The 24,412-nt window shown below is 37.5% G+C and carries 26 protein-coding genes; 12 read left to right on the forward strand and 14 right to left on the reverse strand.

Going from position 1 to position 24,412, the window contains the following annotated elements:
- The first annotated feature begins 2 nt into the window (after positions 1 to 2).
- Positions 3 to 665 (forward strand): type IX secretion/gliding motility protein PorT/SprT, encoded by a 663-nt coding sequence (gene porT, locus B5488_RS08290; RefSeq protein ID WP_079734847.1) that lies wholly within the window; start codon positions 3 to 5, stop codon positions 663 to 665.
- A 131-nt stretch (positions 666 to 796) separates the two neighbouring features.
- On the opposite strand, the gene B5488_RS08295 is transcribed toward porT, so the two are convergent.
- Entirely contained in the window at positions 797 to 1,531 is a 735-nt protein-coding gene (locus tag B5488_RS08295) for a TrmH family RNA methyltransferase (protein ID WP_079734848.1), read from the reverse strand.
- Positions 1,532 to 1,562: 31 nt separating this feature from the next.
- On the opposite strand from B5488_RS08295, the gene tamL reads away from it, so the two are divergent.
- The 10 genes from tamL (at position 1,563) to B5488_RS08350 (ending at position 14,635) form a co-directional block, all read left to right on the forward strand.
- Positions 1,563 to 4,142, forward strand: coding sequence for a translocation and assembly module lipoprotein TamL (gene tamL / locus B5488_RS08300; protein ID WP_456114824.1), 2,580 nt, complete (start codon positions 1,563 to 1,565; stop codon positions 4,140 to 4,142).
- A 45-nt stretch (positions 4,143 to 4,187) separates the two neighbouring features.
- Entirely contained in the window at positions 4,188 to 5,255 is a 1,068-nt protein-coding gene (gene fbaA, locus B5488_RS08305) for a class II fructose-bisphosphate aldolase (protein WP_079734850.1), read from the forward strand.
- Between the two features lie 113 nt (positions 5,256 to 5,368).
- Positions 5,369 to 6,226, forward strand: coding sequence for an acetyl-CoA carboxylase, carboxyltransferase subunit beta (gene accD, locus B5488_RS08310; RefSeq protein WP_079734851.1), 858 nt, complete (start codon positions 5,369 to 5,371; stop codon positions 6,224 to 6,226).
- A 112-nt stretch (positions 6,227 to 6,338) separates the two neighbouring features.
- Positions 6,339 to 6,608, forward strand: a complete 270-nt coding sequence (gene rpsO, locus B5488_RS08315; RefSeq protein ID WP_037315875.1) for a 30S ribosomal protein S15 — start codon at positions 6,339 to 6,341, stop codon at positions 6,606 to 6,608.
- A 368-nt stretch (positions 6,609 to 6,976) separates the two neighbouring features.
- Positions 6,977 to 9,226: a polyribonucleotide nucleotidyltransferase gene (locus B5488_RS08320; RefSeq protein WP_079734852.1), complete on the forward strand. Its 2,250-nt coding sequence runs from the start codon at positions 6,977 to 6,979 to the stop codon at positions 9,224 to 9,226.
- 427 nt (positions 9,227 to 9,653) lie between these two features.
- The gene (locus B5488_RS08325) at positions 9,654 to 10,517 is read left to right on the forward strand and encodes a sigma-70 family RNA polymerase sigma factor (protein ID WP_011708302.1); all 864 of its coding nucleotides are present in this window, start codon (positions 9,654 to 9,656) and stop codon (positions 10,515 to 10,517) included.
- Positions 10,518 to 11,009: 492 nt separating this feature from the next.
- The gene (locus B5488_RS08335; protein WP_079734854.1) at positions 11,010 to 12,431 is read left to right on the forward strand and encodes a phytoene desaturase family protein; all 1,422 of its coding nucleotides are present in this window, start codon (positions 11,010 to 11,012) and stop codon (positions 12,429 to 12,431) included.
- A gap of 115 nt (positions 12,432 to 12,546) precedes the next feature.
- Positions 12,547 to 12,957, forward strand: a complete 411-nt coding sequence (locus B5488_RS08340; protein ID WP_079734855.1) for a BLUF domain-containing protein — start codon at positions 12,547 to 12,549, stop codon at positions 12,955 to 12,957.
- Positions 12,958 to 13,002: 45 nt separating this feature from the next.
- Positions 13,003 to 13,665: a ribulose-phosphate 3-epimerase gene (gene rpe, locus B5488_RS08345; protein ID WP_079734856.1), complete on the forward strand. Its 663-nt coding sequence runs from the start codon at positions 13,003 to 13,005 to the stop codon at positions 13,663 to 13,665.
- Positions 13,652 to 14,635 (forward strand): YpdA family putative bacillithiol disulfide reductase, encoded by a 984-nt coding sequence (locus tag B5488_RS08350; RefSeq protein WP_079734857.1) that lies wholly within the window; start codon positions 13,652 to 13,654, stop codon positions 14,633 to 14,635. Before rpe ends, B5488_RS08350 begins: the two co-directional genes overlap by 14 nt.
- 1 nt (position 14,636) lies before the next feature.
- Here B5488_RS08350 and B5488_RS08355 read toward each other — a convergent pair whose 3' ends face one another.
- Together B5488_RS08355 and B5488_RS08360 are read right to left on the reverse strand one after the other, a co-directional pair.
- On the reverse strand, positions 14,637 to 14,987 hold the full coding sequence (locus B5488_RS08355; protein ID WP_079734858.1) for a DUF488 domain-containing protein: 351 nt from the start codon (positions 14,985 to 14,987) through the stop codon (positions 14,637 to 14,639).
- Positions 14,988 to 15,106: 119 nt separating this feature from the next.
- Positions 15,107 to 15,472 (reverse strand): hypothetical protein, encoded by a 366-nt coding sequence (locus tag B5488_RS08360; protein ID WP_079734859.1) that lies wholly within the window; start codon positions 15,470 to 15,472, stop codon positions 15,107 to 15,109.
- 301 nt (positions 15,473 to 15,773) lie between these two features.
- On the opposite strand from B5488_RS08360, the gene B5488_RS08365 reads away from it, so the two are divergent.
- Positions 15,774 to 16,784: an LLM class flavin-dependent oxidoreductase gene (locus B5488_RS08365; protein ID WP_079734860.1), complete on the forward strand. Its 1,011-nt coding sequence runs from the start codon at positions 15,774 to 15,776 to the stop codon at positions 16,782 to 16,784.
- A 24-nt stretch (positions 16,785 to 16,808) separates the two neighbouring features.
- On the opposite strand, the gene moaCB is transcribed toward B5488_RS08365, so the two are convergent.
- From moaCB to B5488_RS08420, 11 genes are read right to left on the reverse strand one after another with little or no spacing between them, the layout of a single operon-like run.
- Complete coding sequence (gene moaCB, locus B5488_RS08370) at positions 16,809 to 17,723, reverse strand: bifunctional molybdenum cofactor biosynthesis protein MoaC/MoaB (RefSeq protein ID WP_079734861.1); 915 nt, start codon at positions 17,721 to 17,723, stop codon at positions 16,809 to 16,811.
- An 18-nt stretch (positions 17,724 to 17,741) separates the two neighbouring features.
- Positions 17,742 to 18,182: a molybdenum cofactor biosynthesis protein MoaE gene (locus tag B5488_RS08375; protein WP_079734862.1), complete on the reverse strand. Its 441-nt coding sequence runs from the start codon at positions 18,180 to 18,182 to the stop codon at positions 17,742 to 17,744.
- Positions 18,172 to 19,272, reverse strand: a complete 1,101-nt coding sequence (locus tag B5488_RS08380) for a HesA/MoeB/ThiF family protein (RefSeq protein WP_079734863.1) — start codon at positions 19,270 to 19,272, stop codon at positions 18,172 to 18,174. The genes B5488_RS08375 and B5488_RS08380 overlap by 11 nt, the downstream gene beginning before the upstream one ends.
- Positions 19,269 to 19,505, reverse strand: a complete 237-nt coding sequence (locus tag B5488_RS08385; protein WP_079734864.1) for a MoaD/ThiS family protein — start codon at positions 19,503 to 19,505, stop codon at positions 19,269 to 19,271. Before B5488_RS08385 ends, B5488_RS08380 begins: the two co-directional genes overlap by 4 nt.
- Positions 19,493 to 20,089, reverse strand: coding sequence for a molybdenum cofactor guanylyltransferase (gene mobA, locus B5488_RS08390; RefSeq protein WP_317041984.1), 597 nt, complete (start codon positions 20,087 to 20,089; stop codon positions 19,493 to 19,495). The genes B5488_RS08385 and mobA overlap by 13 nt, the downstream gene beginning before the upstream one ends.
- Positions 20,074 to 20,811 carry a sulfite exporter TauE/SafE family protein gene (locus B5488_RS08395; protein ID WP_079734866.1) on the reverse strand — a complete coding sequence of 246 codons (738 nt, stop codon included), beginning with the start codon at positions 20,809 to 20,811 and terminating at the stop codon, positions 20,074 to 20,076. The genes mobA and B5488_RS08395 overlap by 16 nt, the downstream gene beginning before the upstream one ends.
- 22 nt (positions 20,812 to 20,833) lie before the next feature.
- A complete protein-coding gene (locus tag B5488_RS08400) occupies positions 20,834 to 22,012 on the reverse strand; it encodes a molybdopterin molybdotransferase MoeA (RefSeq protein ID WP_079734867.1) in 1,179 nt (392 codons plus the stop codon).
- Complete coding sequence (gene moaA, locus B5488_RS08405) at positions 22,009 to 22,989, reverse strand: GTP 3',8-cyclase MoaA (protein ID WP_079734868.1); 981 nt, start codon at positions 22,987 to 22,989, stop codon at positions 22,009 to 22,011. Before moaA ends, B5488_RS08400 begins: the two co-directional genes overlap by 4 nt.
- Positions 22,970 to 23,254, reverse strand: coding sequence for a DUF6755 family protein (locus B5488_RS08410; RefSeq protein ID WP_075324696.1), 285 nt, complete (start codon positions 23,252 to 23,254; stop codon positions 22,970 to 22,972). The genes moaA and B5488_RS08410 overlap by 20 nt, the downstream gene beginning before the upstream one ends.
- A complete protein-coding gene (locus B5488_RS08415; protein ID WP_079734869.1) occupies positions 23,254 to 23,781 on the reverse strand; it encodes a QcrA and Rieske domain-containing protein in 528 nt (175 codons plus the stop codon). Before B5488_RS08415 ends, B5488_RS08410 begins: the two co-directional genes overlap by 1 nt.
- Before the next feature lie 11 nt (positions 23,782 to 23,792).
- A complete protein-coding gene (locus B5488_RS08420) occupies positions 23,793 to 24,362 on the reverse strand; it encodes a 4Fe-4S dicluster domain-containing protein (protein ID WP_079734870.1) in 570 nt (189 codons plus the stop codon).
- Positions 24,363 to 24,412: the final 50 nt, after the last annotated feature.

Consider the following 24,412-nt stretch of genomic DNA (forward strand, 5'->3'; position numbering starts at 1 on the left):
CTATGAAGAAACTTTTTGTTATTGTCTTACTTTTTTGCGTTCAGTTTGGTTATGCGCAAATTTTTGGAGGAGATAAAATTATAAACAACGAGAACTTTGATAAACAACGTTGGTCCTGGGGATATTACCTGGGATTTAATACCTACGATTTTAAATTTAAATATAATGAAGAAGTATCACCTAATGGCAATGATCTCATTATTGAAAAAACCATGGGCTTCAATGTTGGTCTCGTTGGAAATTTGAGATTGAATAATAACCTGGATTTGCGCCTCGAACCGGGAGTTACTTTTAACACCCGTAACTTCAGGCCTCCATACACCCAGGATATAGAAGAGGTTAACGCTACTTATGTACATATACCATTGTTACTAAAATTTTCGGCAGATCGGCATAATAATTTTAAACCTTTTGTAGTTGGCGGGGTTTCTACTTCAATAAACCTTTCCAGTAACGAAAATAACCCAGATGTTGATACTCGTTTAAAAACCAACAACTATCACTATGAAGTGGGACTGGGCATAGATCTTTACCTTTATTATTTTAAATTTTCCCCTTCAATAAGAGGAGTTTTTACTATAAATAATGAAATGGTGGAAACACAATTTTCTGAAGTAGATGCAATGCGCTCACAAGCTGTTTTTCTTAATTTTACTTTTCAGTAAATTACCTCGGCGACAAGCCTATGAGACATTATTAGAAAACATAATTTGATTTTGAGGCAGGGCTCCAAAGCATTTATATCTCTATTATCGAGTAAATTTTATGATGGAAAACTGCACATTCTAAATTGCGTTTAGCGGGTAAAATCCTTTCGTTTAAATTCACTTAAAAGAATTGCGGTGGCGGTGGCTACATTAAGGCTTTCGGTTTCTTTAAGTTCTCCAAAACGCGGAACGCTTATTTTCTTTGGTATTAATTCTTCAATTTCCGCTGAAATCCCATTAGCCTCATTCCCCATAACCAAAATTGCATTTTCCTCTGTTTCACTTTTATAAATATTCTCCCCTTCCATAAAAGCACCATAAACCGGTAATTCAGAATTTTTAAGAAACGGTTCTAGATCGCAGTAAGAAATATTCACCCTGGCCAAAGATCCCATTGTAGCCTGAACCACTTTAGGGTTGTAACAATCTACCGAATCTTGAGAGCAAACAAGATTTGTTATCCCAAACCAATCGCAAAGCCTGATGATAGTCCCTAAATTTCCGGGATCGCGAATACCATCTAAAGCAAGCGTAAATTCTTTTTCCTTACTAATATTTTCCTCTGGAATTTCAAATAAGGCCAATGCAGCCTGGGGTGTTTTAAGAAAACTTATTTTCTTAAGTTCCTTATCGTCCAGTTTTTGGATTTTATCAGAATCAACTTTAAAATCTGCTGAGATAGTAAAAAGCCGATTTAGACTAAATTTTGAATTTATAAGCTCATTAATTGTCTTAAAACCTTCGGCTACAAAAAGTCCGTGTTTATAACGGTATTTTTTTTGTGCAAGACTGGTTATTAACTTAATTTGGCTTTTACTAACCATACAAAAAATGTAATTTTGATCTCTTAAAAATGTGTGTTTGAATCGGCATTTCGCAAAAATATCATTATTTTTTTTAAGCCTGCTTTTTTTAATTTCCTGTAATGCCGTTAAACGCGTAGAGGGTGATGATAAATTGCTCACTGAGAATGAAATTTTCGTTAACGACGAAAAGATCAAGGAGACCCGTATTTACAATCAACTTTACCAGGAACCTAACACCAGTTTCCTGGGCATCCCACTAAGACTTCATTTTTATAATCTCGCACGGCCAGATATAGATTCTATTTTAAGTGAAAAATACCTTGAAAATGAAAGCAAGAAAAATACTCTTGTAGATATTCTTTCTTACAAACAATTTGAAAAATTTCTGCATTCCAGAAAATCTTTTAATGAGTGGTTAAAAACAACTGGCGAAGAACCGGTTATTGTAAGTGAGGAAGAAACCAGGAAATCGGTTAACAGGCTCAACTCCTGGTACTGGAACAATGGTTGGTTTAATGTAGAGACCGATTATGAAATAATTCCTTTAGAAAATAAAAAAAAACGCGCCCGTGTTGAATATGAAGTTGCTACCGGCGAAGCTTATCATTTAGACTCCATTACCGCAAATATTGCTTCAAAAGTTATAGATTCTTTATACGAGCTTCACAAAAACGAATCGATTATTAAAGAAGGCGCACAATACAGAACCCTTGATATTAATGAAGAACGGGATCGTTTAACTTCCCTTTTTAGAAATAACGGGGTCTATAATTTTGACCAGGAATACATAAGTTTTGATGCTGATACTATTAATACCGGCGGAAAAGTAAACACTACTTTGATTATAAAAAACCGATTTGCTTCAGAAGAAGATACCACCTCACGGGTACCTTTTAAAATTCACGAAATTAGCAAGGTTAATATTTTTACAGATTATAAATACGCCAATAGAAATCAGCCGTTAACCGATAGTGTTACTACCGAAGAAGGATATACGCTTTATAGTTTTGACGAACTGCGTTATAAACCCGAAGCCATAACCGACGCTGTTTTTATTAGACCCGGAAACACCTACAGCGATCTTTCCCGTTCCCGAACTTATAATCGTTTAAATTCTTTACGCGTTTTTAAATATCCAAACGTACAATTTACACCAGATCCTGCCGATTCCACCCGCACCGATTTGGTTGCCAATATTTTTCTAACCCCACAACCAAAATATTCACTGGGTTTTGATTTTGATGTTTCGCAAAGTAATATTCAGAAATTCGGAATTGGTTTTGGAGGTTCCCTTTTAATCAGAAATGTTTTTCGTGGCGCCGAAAATTTTGAAATTTCTGGCCGTGGAAGTATTGGGTCTTCTACAGATGCTGCAATAAGCGGAAACGATGATCGCTTTTTTGATATTTCAGAAATTGGAGCCGATCTTAAACTTACTTTTCCGCGGATATTTTTACCAATTAATACCGAAAGTTTGATTCCCAAATATATGCAACCTTTTACTTCGCTGAGTTTAGGGGTAAGTACGCAAAATAATATAGGGCTGGATAAAAGAAATCTTTCGGGGATTATGAATTACCGCTGGAACCCGTCCCGGCAACTTTCTAACCGTGTAGATCTTTTAAATATTCAATATGTAAGAAATTTGAATATCGATAATTATTTTAATGTTTACCGAAACTCGTATAACGACCTTAACGAGATTATCCAGTCAGGAAGTATAGTTACAGATCCCGCCTATTTAAATGAAGAAGGTTTACTAAACATCCCAACCGGTGCCGAAAGTTTTATTCGGGACGTTTCTAACAATACGGGAGGCACAACAGGACTGGACGATGATCAAACCCAATTAGTAAATAATATAGGCGAAAGAAAAACACGTTTAACAGAGAACAACCTCATTTTTGCGTCTAATTATACCTATTTATGGAACACAAAAAAGAATCTCTACGACCAGGAATTTACACGGTTTAGGTTTAAAATTGAAACCGCCGGGAATGTTCTTTCTGCAGTTTCTTCTATAGCCGGTTTTGAAAAAAACGAGAATGGAAATTATGATGTATTAGGAGTAAACTTCTCCCAATACATTAAAACCGAACTCGATTTTATAAAACACTGGGATATGGGGCAGAGTAATATTTTAGCCTTTCGTGCTTTTGGGGGCGTAGCCATTCCTTATGGTAACGCAAACAGCATTCCGTTTGTGAGAAGTTTCTTTGGCGGTGGGCCTAATGATAATCGTGCGTGGCGTGCTTACGATCTTGGCCCTGGAAGCAGCGGTGGTCGCAATGAATTTAACGAAGCTAATATGAAACTGGCCTTCAATGTTGAATACCGGTACAATCTTTTTGGAGCCCTTAATTCGGCCGTTTTTGTAGATGTTGGTAATATCTGGAACGTGCTAGATATTGTAGAGGATAAAGATGCAACTTTTGAATCATTTTCTGATCTTAGAAATATTGCTGTAGGCTCTGGTTTCGGACTTAGATACGATTTTAACTTCTTTGTACTTAGGTTTGATATTGGCTTTAAAACCTACGACCCAGCCCAGCCAGATGACAAACGCTGGTTTAGAAATTACAATTTTAATAACGCTGTGTACAATGTAGGGATCAATTATCCTTTCTAAGCCAACATATTTTCTTATTTTTGCTTTTCTAATTCAACTAAAATTATGAGTCACAACATTAAACCAGGCGTAGCCACAGGAAAAGAAGTACAGGAAATATTTAATTATGCTAAGGAAAAGGGATTTGCCCTTCCGGCAGTAAATATTATAGGTTCCAGTAGTGCAAATGCAGTAATGGAAACCGCTGCAGAACTAAATTCACCGATAATTATTCAATTCTCAAATGGAGGTGCCCAGTTTAACGCTGGAAAAGGACTTTCTAACGATGGTGAAAAAGCTGCTATTGCAGGTGGCGTTGCAGGAGCAAAACACATTCACGAGCTAGCTGAAGCCTATGGTGCTGTAGTTATTTTGCACACAGACCACTGCGCAAAAAAATTGCTTCCGTGGATAGACGGTTTGCTTGATGCCAGTGAAAAACATTACGAGCAATTTGGAAAACCACTTTACAGCTCGCATATGATAGATCTTTCTGAAGAACCTCTTGAAGAAAACATAGAGATTTGCAAGAAGTATCTTGAGAGAATGAGCAAAATGGGAATGACCCTTGAAATTGAACTTGGGGTTACAGGTGGTGAAGAAGATGGTGTAGATAATACCGATATTGATTCTTCTAAATTATACACCCAACCAGAAGAAGTTGCTTATGCTTACGAAGAATTAAGCAAAGTAAGTGACCAATTCACTATCGCTGCCGCATTTGGTAACGTACACGGGGTTTATAAGCCAGGTAACGTAAAACTTACCCCGGTAATTCTTAAAAACTCTCAGGAATATATTACTAAAAAATATGGTGTGGAAGAAAACCATATTGACTTTGTATTCCACGGTGGTAGTGGTTCTACTGTTGAAGAAATTCGCGAAGGAATTAGCTACGGAGTAATTAAAATGAATATTGATACCGATCTTCAATATGCATATCTTGAAGGAATTCGTGATTATATGGGTAGTAAGAAAGATTATCTTGCCACTCAAATTGGAAATCCTGATGGAGATGATGTACCTAACAAAAAGTATTACGATCCAAGAAAATGGGTACGTGAAGGAGAACTTACTTTTAAAGCCCGACTTAAAAAGGCATTCGAAGATCTTAACAACGTAAATACCTTATAAATCTAATTTTATGAACAGCTGGAATTTTTTAGAATTCCGGCTGTTTTTATTTTAAGTAAAACTTTCGGTTTATTCCCTATATAAATAAACTGAAACCTGAAACCTGAAAATAAATGGCTTGGTTTAAAAGAACACAAAAAGGAATTCAAACCCCCACCGAACATAAAAAAGATGTTCCTAAGGGACTTTGGTACAAATCACCTACCGGCAAGATTGTAGATGCAGAGCAGCTGGAAAGCAATTTTTATGTAAGTCCTGAAGATGGCTATCACGTAAGAATTGGGAGTAAAGAATATTTTAAGATCCTTTTTGATGATAACGAATTCGAAGAATTGGATAAGGATATGACGTCTAAAGATCCTTTGAATTTTAAAGACACCAAAAAATACACCGATCGCTTAAAAGCAGCCCAGGAAAAAACCGAACTTAAAGACGCAGTACGTACAGCTGTTGGTAAATCTAAGGGAAAAGAATTGGTTATTGCCTGTATGGATTTTAGATTTATTGGAGGTTCAATGGGATCTGTTGTAGGTGAAAAAATTGCCCGTGCAGCAGATTACGCGCTAAAAAATCAACTTCCTTTAATGATTATTTCTAAATCTGGTGGAGCGAGAATGCAGGAAGCAGCTTTATCTCTAATGCAATTAGCTAAAACCTCGGTTAGGTTGGCGCAACTTGCAGATGCCAGTATTCCTTATATCTCCCTGGCTACCGATCCTACTACCGGAGGTACCACAGCATCTTTTGCAATGCTGGGAGATATTAATATTTCTGAACCAGGCGCATTAATAGGTTTTGCAGGGCCAAGAGTGGTAAAAGACACCACAGGGAAAGATCTCCCAAAGGATTTTCAAACTTCAGAATTTCTTAAAGAAAAAGGCTTCTTAGATTTCATCACACAAAGGTCTGAGCTTAAGAACAAAGTAAATCTTTATCTGGATCTTATTCAAAATCAACCAGTAAGAGCTTAAAATAAAAATAGAAAAAGATATTCTATAAATAGGTAATTATTTAGAAAGTAGTATCTTTGCCGCCTGACAGATGAACTGTCAATACATAAAAATCATTAAAATTAATATTGGAATGTATTTAGCCAAAGAAAGAAAAGAAGAAATTTTTGAGAAACACGGAAAAAGCAAAACCGATACCGGTTCTGCTGAAGGACAAATTGCTTTGTTCACCTACCGAATCTCTCACCTCTCAGATCACTTAAAAAAGAATCGTAAAGACTACAACTCAGAGCGTTCTTTGGTAATGTTGGTTGGTAAAAGAAGGAGCTTGCTTGATTACTTGATGAAGAAAGATATTATGAGATATCGTGCTATTGTTAAAGAATTAGGATTAAGAAAATAAATTTCAAAAGGGGGCTTTACGCCCCCTTTTTTTATATAAAAGAATTTCAAAAATAACCATCGACTAAATCCGATAGTTATTAGATTTACATAATAAATGCAGGTTTTGCATTATTTAAATCTCACTTAGTGAGTAAATTACCTCGAACGAGGTATAAATTAAAGAAGAATATTTATTTCGAGGTAAGCCTCGGAGTATTTAAATCTCGATTATCGAGTAAAATTGTCGCTCAAAGAGAGTAGTTTTTCATTGGTCTACACAACACACAACAACACAACCACCGGCCGTCCGGTATTATAGGCGGAGACCATTGTATAACAAAAGATCTGGTGAAGTTATTCAGATCATTAGAAGAATTCAAAATTATTATGATTCCACAAACATTTAAAGAGGTTATCGATTTAGGAGATGGAAGAGAAATCTCTATCGAAACCGGAAAATTAGCAAAACAGGCCCACGGGTCGGTTGTTGTTCAAATGGGCGACGCTATGTTGCTTTGTACTGTAGTGTCTTCTTATAAAGAAAGCACGATGGATTTCTTTCCATTAACAGTAGATTACAGAGAAAAATTCGCCGCAGCAGGACGTTATCCTGGAGGTTTCTTCAAAAGAGAAGCAAGACCTAGTGATGGTGAAGTTTTAACGATGAGAATTGTAGACCGTGTATTGCGTCCGCTTTTCCCATCAGACTACAGAACTGAGACTCAGGTAATGATCCAGTTAATGTCTCACGACGAAGATGTTATGCCAGATGCTTTGGCAGGACTTGCCGCATCAGCAGCAATTCAACTTTCAGACATTCCTTTTGAAACCGCTATTTCTGAAGCCCGTGTAGGTAGAGTAAATGGTGAATTCGTGATTAACCCAAGCCGCAGCCAGCTGCAAGAGTCAGACATCGATATGATTATTGGTGCTTCTTCAGATTCTGTGATGATGGTAGAAGGTGAAATGAAAGAAATTTCAGAAGAAGAAATGGCAGAAGCCATTCAGTTTGCTCACGAACACATCAAAAAGCAAGTTGAAGCGCAATTGCGTTTAGCGGAAGCTTTTGGTAAAAAACCGGTAAGAGAATATGCCGTTACTGCAGAAAACGAAGACTTTGAGAAAAGAGTTCACGATGCAGCTTATCAAAAAATATATGATATCGCTAAAGGTGGTCACAGCAAAAGAGACCGTAGCGAAGCATTTTCAAAAGTAAAAGAAGAAGTTTTAGCTTTATTTTCTGAAGAAGAATTAGAAGAAAGCGAAAAACAGATCAAAAAATATTACAGCAAAACCGAAAAAGAAGCGGTAAGAGAACTTACCCTTGCTGAAGGTTTGCGATTAGACGGTAGAAAAACCGACGAAATTAGACCAATTTGGTGTGAAACCGACTATTTACCATCGGTACACGGTTCGGCTATTTTCACTCGTGGGGAAACTCAGGCTTTGGCAACTGTAACTCTGGGAACTTCCAGAGAAGCAAGCACCATAGATATGCCAACTCACCAGGGCGAAGAAACTTTCTATTTACATTACAATTTCCCTCCATTTTGTACAGGAGAAGCTTACCCGATTAGAGGTACTTCAAGACGTGAAATTGGACATGGAAATCTTGCACAACGTGCATTAAAAGGAATGATTCCTGAAAACAATCCTTACACAGTTCGTATTGTTTCTGAAGTATTAGAATCTAACGGTTCTTCTTCTATGGCTACGGTATGCGCCGGAACTATGGCAATGATGGATGCAGGTATTAAAATGACAAAACCGGTTTCCGGGATCGCAATGGGATTAATTTCTGATGGAGAGCGTCACGCTGTACTTTCAGATATTCTTGGAGATGAAGATCACCTTGGAGATATGGACTTTAAAGTAACCGGAACGGCTGATGGTATTACCGCCTGCCAAATGGATATTAAAGTAAAAGGACTTCCTTACGAGATTTTAGTGAAAGCGCTAAAACAAGCTCGTGCAGGAAGACTTCATATTCTTGAAAAACTTACTGACACTATTGCTGAGCCAAACGAAAATGTAAAAGCTCACGCTCCAAAAATCATCACCAGAAGAATTCCTAACGAATTTATTGGTGCATTGATCGGACCTGGAGGAAAAGTAATTCAGGAACTTCAAAAAACAACAGGGTGCGAAATAGTAATCAACGAAGATCCTGTAACCGAAGAAGGTATTGTTGAAATCCTTGGAACGAAACAAGAAGGAATTGATAAGGTTCTTGCAAAAATAGAATCTATTACCTTTAAGCCTGAAAAAGGAAGTGTTTACGAAGTAAAAGTAATCAAGGTACTTGACTTTGGTGCTGTAGTAGAATATCTTGATGCTCCTGGTAACGAGGTTTTATTGCACATTTCTGAACTGGCCTGGGAACGTACAGATAATGTTACCGATATTGTGAATCTTGGTGATGTTATAGATGTAAAATACTTTGGTGTAGACCCTAAAACCCGTAAGGAAAAAGTTTCAAGAAAAGCTTTACTTGAAAAACCTGAAGGTTACCAGCCAAGACCACCAAGAGACAACGATCGTAACGACAGAGGTCGTGACAATCGTGGTTCTCGAGACAATCGTGGCCGTGATGACCGCAGAGGCAGAGACAACAGAGATCGTAAAGATAACGACTAATTAGTCTTAAGCTTTATAAATCAAGATCCCCGGAAATTAATTTTTCCGGGGATTTTTTTATGTCTTTTTATAATTTCTTATAATCGTCATCCTAAATTTATTTCAGGATCTAATATGAGAGAATTGGAACATGTTAGAAGCTGAAACAAGTTCAGCTTGACGCATTTTGGCAACTTTTTAGACCTCCTCAACGAAAAGCAAAGACTTCTTTAGTCTACCTTTTATTATTTTTAATTTTTTTTCTGCGTTAGGGATTGCAGTGGAAAGCCCACAGCGAGTGGAGCGAGCGAGGACTTGCAACGTAAAGCCCGACCCGCAGGGTAACGCCCAAATAAAATTAATTAAGGTTTTTTGTAACATTTCGACTACAACTTGCGTATAAACTAATACAAGAGCTATTCATAATTAAAATCCAAGGAGACGATAGATGAGACAACTTAAGATTACGAAGCAGGTAACAAACCGTGAGACTGCTTCGTTAGACAAGTATTTGCAAGAAATTGGTAAAGTTGATTTAATTACTGCCGATGAAGAGGTAGAATTAGCACAACGAATTAAAGCGGGTGATGACCGCGCTTTGGAAAAATTAACTAAAGCGAATTTACGTTTTGTGGTGTCGGTAGCAAAACAATATCAAAATCAGGGGTTAACCCTACCCGACCTTATTAACGAAGGAAATTTAGGATTAATTAAAGCTGCGAAACGTTTTGATGAAACGCGTGGTTTTAAATTTATCTCCTATGCTGTATGGTGGATTCGCCAGTCTATACTTCAGGCATTGGCCGAGCAATCACGTATTGTTCGTTTACCATTGAATAAAATTGGATCTATTAATAAGATCAACAAAACTTTTGCTTTCTTAGAACAATCTCACGAGCGCCCACCAAGTGCTGAAGAAATTGCGAAAGAACTGGACATGACCATTAACGACGTTAAGGAATCTATGAAGAATTCTGGTCGTCACGTCTCTATGGATGCTCCTTTGGTAGAAGGTGAAGATTCTAACCTTTACGATGTATTACGTTCCGGGGAATCTCCAAATCCTGACAAGGAACTTTTACACGAGTCTTTAAGAACTGAAATTGAGCGTGCTTTAGAAACTCTAACTCCTCGTGAAGCAGATGTTATTCGTTTGTACTTTGGTCTTGGAGACCAGCACCCAATGACACTTGAAGAAATTGGTGAAACTTTTGATCTTACAAGAGAAAGAGTTAGACAAATTAAAGAAAAAGCAATTAGAAGGTTGAAACACACCTCTAGAAGTAAGATCCTGAAAACTTATTTAGGATAAGATATTTAAGATGACAACAGTTAATGCTGGCGACGGCCGGCTAACATAACTGTTCGTTTTTTGATTGATGAATGACCCCGGCGTGATGAACCGGGGTTTTTTCTTTCCTACCCCTCCCTTAATCAGACATCCCCCTAATTGGATCGGGAAATGCAAAACGAATAGCATTCATACCAAAGATCTTGCAAGCGTAATAATATCCTTTCTGGAAAGAGGTCCGAAAATAATAAAAGTAGGTGGCCCAAGTATTTATACCAGGCTTGAAATGACCAAAATGATAGAGGAAATTATTGGAGGAAAATCATAAAAGTACCAGAAACCATGGCAAAATTAAATGCAGACCTCAATTTAGTGAAAATCTTTAGTGAGTAAATTAATGATAAACTGGATTATTTTACTTTTATTACTACAAACGACATGATTTTGGGAATCTAACGGTAAAATTTCCTTTCGTGAATATATTGGGAGCCTTGACCTTAAAAATATCACTTAATGCCTTTAAGCTACGATGCTATAATTATTGGAAGCGGCTCTAACGGAATTTCGGCAGCAATATATTTGCAGCAAAAAGGCCTGAAAACTGCCATTTTTGAACAAGCAGCTACTCCCGGAGGATCCACCCGAACCCAGGAATTAACTTTACCAGGATTTAAGCACGATGTGGGCTCAGCCATTTTACCTATGGGTTTTGGTTCTCCATTTTTAAGAAGTCTACCTCTTGAGAAACATGGATTGGAATGGATATTTCCTGAAATTCCATACGCTCATCCTTTTGCTGACGGCACCGCACACGCCTGTTATACCGATCTAAGAAAAACAGCAGACCAATTGGGCAATGATGAATCTTCCTATCTCAAATTATTTGATCCCCTGGTTAAAAATTGGGGAAAAATAGAAAATGATCTTCTGGGACCTTTAGGAATTCCCGATCATCCGCTGGATTTTATGAAATTTGGAATGAAGGCATTGCCCTCGGCTAAAATGTTGGCAAAACATTATTTCAAAAATGAAAAATCAAGAATATTCTTTTACGGTTCTGCCGCACATTCCACCTTACCACTGGATAACCTGGCTTCAGCCTCTTTTGGACTTGTACTAAATACCATGGCGCATAAATATAACTGGCCATTCCCAAAAGGTGGGGCTCAAAATTTTATAAATAGTATGATGAGCTACTATACTTCTATTGGCGGCGAATTACAACTTGAAAAAAATATAACCCAGCTTAGGGAACTTCCGGAGTCTAAAACATATTTATTCGATTTAACTCCGAAGCAATTATTAAAAATAAAGGAAACAGATTTTTCTAATCTTTATCGTAAAAGAATGAACTCTTTTAAATACGGGGCGGGAGTTTTTAAAATAGATTGGGCACTTAATAAACCTATTCCTTTTACCAATGAAAAATGCCGAAAAGCAGGTACGGTGCACATAGGATTTTCAGAAGAAGAAATGGAGACTTCAGAACAAAGTATTCATCAAAATAATATGACACAAGCTCCCTACGTATTGGTGGCCCAGCATAGTATTTTTGATATTTCAAGAGCTCCAGCTGGAAAACATACGGCCTGGGCTTATTGCCACGTGCCAAACGGCAGTAACGAAGATTTTTCTAAAATAATTGAAGATCAAATTGAGCGTGCTGCTCCCGGTTTTAAAAATTGTATTTTAAAGAAATCTACTATGAATTCGGTACAGTTGAACGCCTTTAATCCAAATATTATTGGAGGTGATATTAACGGTGGGAAACAGGATATTACCCAACTTTTTACCCGGCCAATTGCAAAAATATCTCCTTACTCTACTTCTAATCCAAAGATTTATATTTGTTCTTCCTCTACTCCACCAGGAGGCGGCGTGCACGGCATGTGCGGTTTTAATGCAGCCCGCACAGTAATAAAAGATCATTTTTAGCTTATTTATATGCTACCGCGTCATTTTCCAATGATTTTAAATAAACTTTCACTTTTTAGAATTTCAACACTTCTTAATTTCTATTATTTTTAAGTTCAACAATTCTTAAACAAGTATGCGCTACGCTATAAGTTATGTAAGTACGGCTAATCCGGCACTTTCAGAAACTGAAATTCAGGAAGCTTTAGATTTTAGTAAAAACTGGAATAATAATCACAATATTACCGGTATTCTTTTATATTCTCAGGGTAATTTTTTCCAGGTTCTTGAAGGGGAAGAGCAAATTCTAGAAGATCTGTTTAGTAGAATAAAAGCTGATGAACGCCATCACAATGTTATCAGCATTTTTCAGAAGAAAATTCCAAATATTCAGTTTAATGGTTACGAAGCCGATTTTATTTCTTTAGACGACAGGTATAATGACGAAAATTTTGACACCTATCTCACACAAATAAGTCTGTTAAATCCTGCAATTCAAAGCTCCGTAAAGTACATCTTAAATAAATTTACAGAAGGCATCAAATAAGTATAATCTTGTTATTTTTGTGTGCACACTTTCAGCACAATACTTATGACAACAAAACTTATTGCCCCATCTATTCTTGCTGCCGATTTTGGGAATCTTCAGCGTGATATTGAAATGGTAAACAAAAGTGAAGCCGACTGGTTTCATATAGATATTATGGACGGCGTTTTTGTTCCGAATATTTCATACGGAATGCCCGTTCTCCAAGCTATTACCAAACACGCCGAAAAAACTATTGATGTTCACCTTATGATCGTAGATCCCGATAGGTACATTAAGGAATTTGCGAAACTGGGAGCCGATAATCTTACTGTACATTACGAAGCCTGCACCCATTTACACCGAACGCTACAGGCAATAAAAGCTGAAGGTATGCAAGCGGGAGTAGCAATAAATCCGCATACAAGTGTAGATTTATTGAAAGATGTGATACAGGATATCGACATAGTATGTATAATGAGCGTAAACCCTGGATTTGGCGGACAAAGTTTTATAGAGAACACCTACTATAAAATTCAGCGATTAAAAGAGCTTATTGTAACCCACAATGCTTCTACTTTAATTGAAATTGATGGAGGAGTAACTAATGAAAATGCTTCTCAACTCATAAAAGCCGGGGCCGATGTTTTGGTGGCCGGGAGTTATGTTTTTAAAGCTGAAGACCAACTGGAAACCATAAAAGACTTAAGACAACTTGCAAACTCCTAAGAATACTTACGATGTTATAATTATTGGCGGCGGCCCAATTGGTATTGCCTGCGCGCTGGAAGCCGAAAAGAAAAACCTTTCTTATCTTATCCTGGAAAAAGGCTGCCTGGTAAACTCGTTGTACCACTACCCTACCAATATGACATTCTTTTCGACTTCAGAAAAACTGGAGTTGAATGGTATTCCGTTTATCAGTAATAATCCAAAGCCCCGAAAGGCCGAAGCTTTAGAATATTACCGCCGAATAACGACTTCTAATGAACTTAATATCAATCTATTTGAAAAGGTTACAGAAGTAGCATCTAAAGAAAACCTGCATAGTATAACTACTACAAAGAATAATTACACGGCAAAAAATGTGGTGGTTGCAACAGGATTTTACGATATCCCAAATTATCTAAATATTCCCGGGGAAGATTTACCAAAAGTGGCCCATTATTATGGAGATCCCCACTATTATGCTACCCTAAAAACCATTGTAGTGGGAGCCAGTAATTCGGCTGTAGACGCTGCTTTAGAGATATTTAGAAAAGGTGGCGAAGTCACCATGATCGTTAGACAGGAAGAAATTGGCAGAAGGGTGAAATACTGGGTACGCCCCGATATTGACAACCGAATTAAAGAAGGAAGTATCAAAGCAATTTTCAATGCTAATTTGAAAGAAATCAGGGAGAACGAGGTGGTTATTGAAACTCCCGATGGCGAACAAACTCTGGAAAACGATTTTGTACTGATGCTCACCGGTTATCGTCCAAACTTTGAATTTCTAAAAAAAATGGGCATTAAATTATCTGGTGATGGAAGAAAAATTCCGCAGTATGATGAGGAAACCATGGAAACCAATGTAAAAGGAATTTACCTGGCCGGGGTAATTTGCGGTGGCGTAGAAACCCATAAATGGTTTATAGAAAACTCAAGGGTACATGCCAAAATGATTATGGAAGATTTAGCGAAAAAAGCAAAAGCCTAATTTAAAGATTGTCTAGAAACTCTTTTAGCAGTACTGCATGATTTTGGGTTTTATCTTTATATCCGTATAAAAGTGTGAGGCTTTTTCTTTTGTCCAGATCTTCCAAATCGCTTAAAATATGATGTTTATTTTCATTTAATTCTGTCTTGTAGTTTTTGCTAAATTCATCCCAGGAAATTTTATTTTCGTGAAATTTCTTTCTTAAATCATCGCTCGGTGCCCATTGCTTATGCCAAAAATCTAAATGCGCATCTTCTTTAGAAATTCCTCGCGGCCAAAGCCTATCCACTAAAATCCGGATATTATCTGAAGCTTCTTTATTCTCGTAAATCCTATCTATAGCTATATTCATAATAATAAAAATAAAAAACGCCTAAATAGTTTTTAATCCGTCCTCCTGTCCAGATACTTCGGGACAGCTTGACGAAAACAAGACTATTTAGGCGGCTCTATATATGGAGATAAAATTATTTATCTACTCATCAAAACAACATCTGACGAGTTAAAAATTTCATTCCGGTTCAATAGTTTTCCGTAGAATTCTAAATCGTTTTGCTGCTCTCTAAACGATCCGTCTAACCATTTAACAGCTTTATTTACCGGGATTTTATAAACTTTAATTTCTGGGTAGGTATCGGGAGAATCAGACTCGTCTATCCCAATTTCAATTTGCTTTTTCTGTTTATTATAATAAACATATTTCGCCAGGAAATTATGCTTTATTAAGCTTATAAACTCATCAGGCAACTCCTGACAGGTTTCACATTCATCTACATATTGTTTCACTAATTGTTTTAGTGAAACTCTAATCTCGTTGGTATTTAAATAAGATGCCATAGGTGTTAGTTTTGTAAGTTTTAGAAAGCTAATTTATGCGGAATGTTTCTCTGGGAAAATTTTTTATGGGTAGTTTAACTTCATATTGTTAATATATCTAAAATATAAAGGAATCGCGCTATAAAAATTTAAACGAAAACCTTTTCGTTGTAAAGGTTCTGCAAAGATTATGCGTTTTTACCTTAACTTTCTATTAATAGTATAATATTTTTTTAAAGTGGATTTTGAATTGTCTCCCCGTATTCTGTAAGGATTCTAATTGTTATTCGGCTACCTTTAAGCATTAAAAGAAAAAATCAATATGTCTTTAAATATAAGTGAGATTCCCTACTCTATTCTAGAATTAGCTACGGTAGCTAAAGATTCCAGTGTAAAAGAAACTTTTGACCAAAGTCTTGATCTGGCTCAAAACGCAGAAAAAATGGGCTATACCCGTTTCTGGTTGGCAGAGCATCATAATATGGTGAGTATTGCCAGTTCAGCCACATCGGTACTTATAGGGCATATTGCAGGCGGAACAAAAACAATTAAAGTAGGTTCCGGCGGAATTATGCTTCCAAACCATTCACCTCTAATCGTTGCTGAACAATTTGGAACCCTTGGAACGCTTTATCCAAACAGGATAGACCTGGGACTGGGAAGAGCGCCCGGAACAGATCAGGTTACCGCTCAGGCTATCCGTTCTGACCGCATGAAATCGGTTTTTAAATTCCCTGAGGAAGTAAAAGAAATTCAGAAATATTTTTCAGTTGAAAACGCTCAGGCACAAGTAAGGGCCGCGGTAGCTGAAGGAGTAGAAGTACCAATTTATATTCTGGGTTCAAGTACAGATAGTGCACATCTTGCCGCCGAACAAGGTTTACCTTATGTTTTTGCCAGCCATTTTGCTCCCGCACAATTGCACCAGGCCCTTAGTATTTATCACAATAATTTTAAACCTTCAAAATTTCTTGAAAAACCTTACACCGTGGCCGGCGTAAATATAATTGCTGCCGATACTACAACTAAAGCTGAAAAAATCTCTACTTCGCTTATTAAAATGATGCTGGGCGTAATGAGCGGAAATATTGATTACATGCAACCACCGGTAGATTTCACTAATGAACACAGGGAAATTCTTGCTCATCCCGGCTTTCAGCGTATGCTTCAATATGCATTTATTGGGGATCCTGAAACGATAAAAACCAAAACTGAAGCGTTTCTAAAAGAAACCGGTGTAAATGAAATTATGGCTGTTTCCCATATTTATGATCACCAGGATAGGCTGAAGTCTTTCGAAATATTTTCAGAAATAATGAAAGGGAATTTTTAAAATATCGGGATTTCATACTTAATCCTAATCGTGTTTAAAAGCTGCCATCACCCTAAAAATATGCATAATAGCGGGAAAAACAGCATCCATAGATTCCTCAGCACCCTTGGTAGATCCAGGTAAGGCGAGTACAAGGGTGTTGCCAATTAAGCCCGAGACAGAGCGTGAAAGCATAGAATAAGGCGTCCTGTCCTGCCCGTAAGCCCTTATGGCCTCTTCAATACCAGGAATAGGACGCTCCAGTAAAGGCCGAATAGCTTCTGGGGTTACATCCCGCGGGGATAGGCCGGTACCACCGGTTAGGATCACCAGACTCACTTTTTTCTCACTTTTTTCTTTTACAAGCTTTTGAATTCTTTCTTTTTCATCGGGAATAATTTGGTAATCTTCTACAGCAACCTGGTAAGCTTTCAACTTTTCCATGATTACCTTACCTGCCTTATCCTGCTTCTCTCCCGCCGAAATAGAATCGGAACAAACAATAACCGTAGCAGTAATTTGATTATCCTCTACTACCTTTCGATAATCTGTTTTTCCTCCTTTTTTCTCCAGTAGCTTTATTTTTTCAATGCTTATCCCTTTATCTATTGGTTTTAGCATATCGTACATCGTGAGGGCAACTACAGAAGCTGCATGCATCGCCTCTACCTCAACGCCTGTTTTATAAATGGTATGTACCTCAACATTAATATAAATCTCAAGGTTTTCAATATTGTAGGTAATATTTGTATACTCAACCGGTAAAGGATGGCAATCGGGAATCATATCGCTGGTGCGCTTTGCAGCAAAAAGACCCGCTGTTTTCGCCATTTCAAAAACATCTCCCTTGGGCACTGTTTTCTCTACTACGGCCTTAATAGTGTCAGGGCTGCTTACCTTAACCACAGCTTGCGCTATAGCTTTGCGAAGGCTATTACTTTTTTGAGTGATGTTTACCATTTCTTTCTTTTCAATATTCTAAGTATTCACTTTCCAGTTTTCGTCCCTGTTCTCCAGAAGCTCCTTCCCCCAAACCGGTAACTCATTCTTAATTCTTTCTACCAGTTCTTCACAAGCATCTATAGCCATTTTTCTGTGTTTGGAAGAGGTAAATACAAACAGGCATATTTCCCCGGTTTTTACTTCTCCCAGGCTGTGATAAATATGCATACAGGTAAGATTATATTTCTCAAAAATGGCTTCTCTTATTTCAAATGCTTTTTGAAGAGCCATCTCCTCATAAGCTGTATATTCTATAGCGCTTACCGTGCTGCCCTCCTTCTCATCGGCCCGCACCTGTCCCAGGAAAATAGAATGCGCACCTATATTGGTTTTGCTGCTGTGATTTTGAATAGACCTGGCTATCTTTTCTGAAGAAATAGGTCCTTCTACAAATATATTTTTAGGTTTACGTGTCATTTTTGTTCGAATTTAAAGGTGAAGAAGGATGTAAAATCCCTCCTTCTACTGAAAATATTTTCTTTTCAGGAAATTGCTGTTTCAATTCCGTTGCCAATTGCGCACTGCGTTGCCCTGAGGCACAAACTAAAAGAATATTTTCATATGCTGAAAGTAATTCAGGATTCTCTCTTAATTCACCCTGGGGCATATTGCGCAAATAATCTTTCTTTAATAATGGTTTTTCTCCGGTCTCCCTAATATCAACCAGCACACTGTTATTCATATTAAATGTCCAGTCCAGAGCTTTTTCCCAGTTTATATGCTCTGCAATTCCACAGTTAATTTTATAATCCCTGCTACGGAAATCATCTTCAGAATCAGGAAGATTTTTCCTGCCTTTGAGATTAGGCTGTATGGCTACTTCGTAAAATGATGAATTTTTAAGATTAAAGAAAAGTATTTTTTCTGAAAGCACTTTTCCCACTCCAGATAAAATTTTTATTACTTCTGAAGCTTGCAGTGTACCAATAATTCCAGGAAGCACCCCTAAAACCCCGGTTTCAGCACAGTTGGGAATTTGATTCTCACCGGGCGGATTTGGATAAACATCGCGATAATTTAGAGCAGCAGGTCCATAATTGAAAATCATTAATTGTCCTTCATATTTATAAATAGCACCCATTACCAGGGGTTTTTCAAGTAAAACACAGACATCATTAACAAGATAGCGGGTTCCAAAATTATCGGTCCCATCTACTATTAAATCAAATTGTGAAATTATTTCCAGGGCATTATTAGTATTCAGAAAATCTGAAAAAATTTCAAATTTTAGATCCGGATATTTCTCTTTTAGAATTTCGGCAGCAGTAGAGGCTTTAGGCCTGCCTATATGTTGATGACCAAAAAGCGTTTGCCTGTTAAGGTTAGACTCACTTATAATATCGCCATCAACTATCCCAATTGTTCCCACACCAGCCGCAGCAAGGTGTAACAAAGCAGGACAACCTAAGCCACCTGCTCCTACAACAAGAACGCGGGCCTGGGAGAGTTTTTGCTGGCCCTCTGCTCCAAAATCGGGTAATATGGTTTGGCGTGAAAATCTATTCATCCTCCAGAAAATGGTGGTAAAAGAGCAATCTCCTCGTTCCCTTCCAGAGAGGTGTTTTGTTGTATAAGCTGCTGATTAACCGCCAGTGAAAAATCTAAATCTTTTAAATTGGGATATTCATTATAAAGGCTGTTCAATAATTCTTCAGTATCCTTTTTCTTTGGAAATTTAAATTCCTGCTCAGGCAACTTTTCAGCGATTATTCCAAAAGCTTTTATAGTTAATCCTTCCATTTCTTTTCGGCTTCTTTTCGTTCTTTCTCAGTATTGATATTCTTGAATATCTTACCCGATATCTCGTTCTCGAAAGGTAACAAAACGTGTTGATTTTTCAGAATGAAATCGGTCATTTTTAGATTTCCTAAAGCAATGCTTTTCTTAATATTTTCCTTTAAAATTACAGGATAGATGCTAAATAGTGGATTTATTTTTTGATTAAACATTGAGGCGGTTATCTGCTCATTATCAGAATTATTTAATAATTTCTCAATGGCACTCGCAGTTATAAAAGGCATATCGCAGGCAAGGAGCAGCACCATTTCTGCTTTCGTATTCTCCATGGCGGTTAGCAAACCACCCATTGGTCCTTTTTCGGGAATAACATCATTATAAATGGGTAGATTAAACTTTTTATAAGCCGAATTATTAGCGATTATTTTGGTGGGTATTTTCAAAAATTCCAATTCCCGCAACACGTGTAAAATCATTGGTTCTTCATTTAGAGAAACCAGGCCTTTATCACGCCCCATACGGCTACTTTTTCCACCTGCAAGTACAAATGCTTCTATGTTTGGATAACTTTTCAGAAAAAGATTAATTTAAGAGCTGCTCCAGCCAGGACGAATGTTAACAGATGTTTTACCAGTCTTACATTGAATTTTAAAGCGCCAAAATAACTACCCAGAATGCCCCCGAGTACGGCTGGCGGAATAAGGATCCATAGCGATTTGTTATCTATTAAATTAAAACCTGTAGTCCCCAGGTAACCAGCTACCGAATTGACAAAAATAAAAAGGGCACTTAGGGCGGCAGTTTGACGAATATTAGTCCACCCCAACATAAGTAGCAATGGAGAAAGGATAATTCCTCCACCAATACCAATAAGTCCAGAAAAGAAACCTATTAGAATCCCGATTAATGGAGGCATCCACAATTTATCCCTAAGAATCATTTTTTCATTCTTCGGAAAAACCCCCAGAAAATTCAACACCGGAAACAATAAAAGTACACCTAAAATATTTTTGTAAATAGATGAGTCCACAACTACTAACCCGCCCAAAAAAGCTGCAGGTACTGAAAAAATCACCAATTGCAGGAAAAGATTTTTAGGAAATTCACAGGACCTGCGATGGTTCATAAAAGCGATAAAAGAGACTGCCATATTAAGTAATAAAGCGGTGGGCCTAATTTCTTCAGGTGCAAAACCGGTTAGGGCCAGAATCATGAGATAGCTGCTGGCACCCCCATGCCCTACCGAGGAATAGAAAAAAGCTGCTAAGGGTAACAGCAAAAACAAATATGGTAGAAATTCGCTTTGCATCTATTCAAACTTATAAATAATCTTAAAGATCGTAAACTTTTACTTTGGTTCCTGCAGTTACTTCCGAACTTTCTGCGGGTAATTCCAAAAGGCATTCTGCAGTTGCAAAAGCCTGCAGGTTAAAAGATTGCTGACCTTTTAGAAGTTCTACACTGTTATTGACTTTTCTGCCTTTCATAAAGTAGGTAAAACCAGGCTTTTTGGGAATGTCTTCGGTGATTTTCAATTTATGATCTGCTTCCCACACCGCGGTTTTGCCCAACCAGTGTTTTATAGAAGGCCTAACATATTGAATAAAACAACTATGTACCGAAGCGGGATTTCCTGGTAACGCGAAAATCATTTTTTTATCTTTTTTTCCGGCAAACATTGGTTTTCCCGGGCGTTGTTTTATTTTATAAAAAAGTTCTTCAACCTTTGCTGCGTTGAGACAATCTTTTACGAAATCGTAATCCCCTACCGAAATTCCTCCGCTTAAAAGAAGAATATCATTTTCAGAAAGTGCCTGGTCAATAATTTTTTGCAGGCTCGCCTTGTCATCGGGAGCTTTGTAGCTCTTAATTTGCTTTACGCCACTTTCTTTTAAAAGTGCTTCAAGCATTGGCCCGTTAGAATTATATATTTCTCCATCTTTTAAAGGAGTGCCGGGTTCTTTTAACTCATTACCGGTAACTATAAAGCCTACTTTTGGTGTAGCAAAAACTTTTACCTGTGATACCCCAACCGAGGCGAAAAGTCCTATTTGGCCCGCGCCAAAAATCTGGCCCTTTTCTAAGATCAGGGAATTCTTTTTAGATTGAGAACCTTTGAGCCTAACATTGCTACCTGAAGAGATTTTATCTCCAATATATTTTATTTGGTCTACCTCAATTACCTCTATTAATTCCTGTGGAATTACAGTATTTGTGCCTTTCGGAATCTTTGCTCCTGTAAAAATACGAGCGGCTTTGCCCGAAGCAATATTTATTTCAGAAGTATCTCCCGCCTGAATGATATTTGAAACTACCCACGAACGGGAATTTTCATCAAAATTCATTGCATAGCCATCCATTGCTGAATTATCGAAGGAAGGAACATCAATTGGAGAATAAATATTTTCGGCAAGTATTAAACCCAGGCATTCACCAAGTTTTTTTTCTATAATTTGCCCTCTTTCTGAATTTTCAGCGAGGATTTTTTTAGCCTGTTCTACTGATATCATCCGCCAATTCTAATCATACTTCGATTCTCCAGTTGAGTAGTCTCGGTATCCTTATACGATTTATTAAACTGGCCTCCCATTACTGCATGCTTTTGTAAAACTGATAATCTAATAAATGGCTCAATATCTTCACCTTTTCGTAAAGTGCCCAATAAATCCATTTCATCTTTTCCAAAAAGACAATTCTTCATTTTCCCGTCGGCTGTGATTCGCATGCGGTTACAATCGCCACAAAAATGTTCAGTCATAGTGGTGATAAACGCAAAGGTACCTTCGTGACCAATGGCTTTGTACTTTTTGGCCGTGGCATGGGGTTTGTCTTTTAATTTCACCATATCATATTCGGCTTTAGCCCATTTTAGCATTTGAGTAGCGGTAATTACTTTTTTGCTATTCCAGTGATTTCCTTCAAAAGGCATAAATTCTATCATGCGTACATGTAAAGGTAAATCTCTTGTAATTTCTACAAAATCCAGGATCTCTTTTTCGATTACGCCTTCAATCGCTACTGCATTAATTTTAACCCTAAAACCTTCTTTCAGTAATAATTGAATGTTTCGCCATACCAAATCAAACTGATCTCTTTTGGTGATCCTTTTAAAAGTTTCGGCATTGAGGGTGTCAAGGCTAACGTTTACCGCGCGTATTCCGGCAGCTTTAAAGTCGTCTATAAACTTATGTACAAGTACCGCATTGGTGGTAAGGCTTATTTCTACCGGGAGTTTGGAGAGCCGGGCTAAAATTTCCCTGAATTCTTTTCGCACAAGAGGTTCTCCTCCTGTGAGTCTTATTTTATTAACTCCAAGGTTTACAAAAGTGGTTGCAATTTTTTCAATCTCATCAACCTGCATGAGATGTTTATTAGGTAAACATTGTATGTTCTCATCGGGCATACAATACTGGCAACGAAAGTTGCAGCTATCTGTAAGCGAAATTCTTAAATAATCATGTATTCGTTTATGGTTGTCTACTAACATCCACTCTGGGTTTATTGTTTGGTTTCTTTTTTAAGGGTTCCGGTAAATACCGCAGTACCCAAAAAGAAGCTAAGGCCATTAATAGCGATCCTACAAACGTAGTAATTGCAAAGAACAAATTACCTTCTAATGCATTATTAAGCGCACCAAATAAAAACCATATTTGTATACTTACAAACAGGATTTGCAATAATATAATCCCAGTCATAATGGTATTAGTCTTATTGGGATGTGCTTCGTTTTGCGATGTTCTAAAATCACTCATTATAATATATTTTGATCCTCATTTTCTTCTTTTACATACACTTTCCCTTCTTTTATTACTACCTCTAATTGAGGTAATGGTCTTGGGGGTGGTCCTTGCAATACCTCACCGGTATCTGCACTAAACCAACCGTTATGGCAGGGACATTCTATTTTATTCTCGTCTTTACGATATCTTACCGCACAGGTAAGGTGGGTACATTTTTGCTCAAAAGCACGCCATTCGTTTTCTTTTAGATGAATGAGAATATAAGGAATTTTTTTGGCACCATGAATTTCAAACTGAAACATTTCCCCTACTCCAACTTCATTTTCATTAACTACAAAATGTTCTCCCTCCAGTTTTTCTGCAGGAAAGGCCATTGCTTTAATTACAATAAAGCCATTGCTAAGGGCAAAAGCCCCTGATAATAATCCGAGGAATTTTGCAAATTCCCTTCTACTTACGTGCGTACCACGCCTGGTTTCTATAGGGAAATCACTTTTCCAACTTGGTTCCCTTTCAGAATTTGAATCTTCCTTTGCCATAGTATTTTAAGTTATGGGATAATTAACTGATGTGTGCCTTTAGGCATCATAATATTTACTTTAGTATTTACTTCCTGCTGTCCAAAAAGAAAAGAATTTACCGGCTCACTGTCTGGTCTCATTCTCTCTATTTCTTCTCTGGTACCGAAGAATAGTGCCTGACTTGGGCATACGGTAGCGCACATTGGTTTTTTCCCCGCACTCGTCCTGTCGTAGCACATATTGCATTTCATCATTAGTTCGGCTTCTTCCATTTTCTTTGGAACACCAAATGGGCAGGCAAGAACGCAGTTTGAGCAACCAATACACCTGGAACTGTTCGCAGAGTGCACCACTCCAAATTCATCCTGATGTATAGCATCTGCCGGACAAACATTAGCACAGGTAGGATCTTCACAATGCATACAAACCTGTACAGTAGTTTGAGGACTTTTTTTCCTATCTACATAATTCACATGAATCATACTTTCCTGACCATTCGTTTCACATTCAGCGCAGGCCATTTCGCAAGCACCACAACCAATACAGCGTTGCATATCTACGAAAAAGGCCATTTCCTGATCATAATTTGTTTCCGGCATAATTGTTTATTTTCTTGATTAAATTTTGTTTTTTCTTTACTCTATCTCTG

The sequence above is a fragment of the Salegentibacter salegens genome (assembly GCF_900142975.1).
GTDB classification, from domain to species: domain Bacteria; phylum Bacteroidota; class Bacteroidia; order Flavobacteriales; family Flavobacteriaceae; genus Salegentibacter; species Salegentibacter salegens.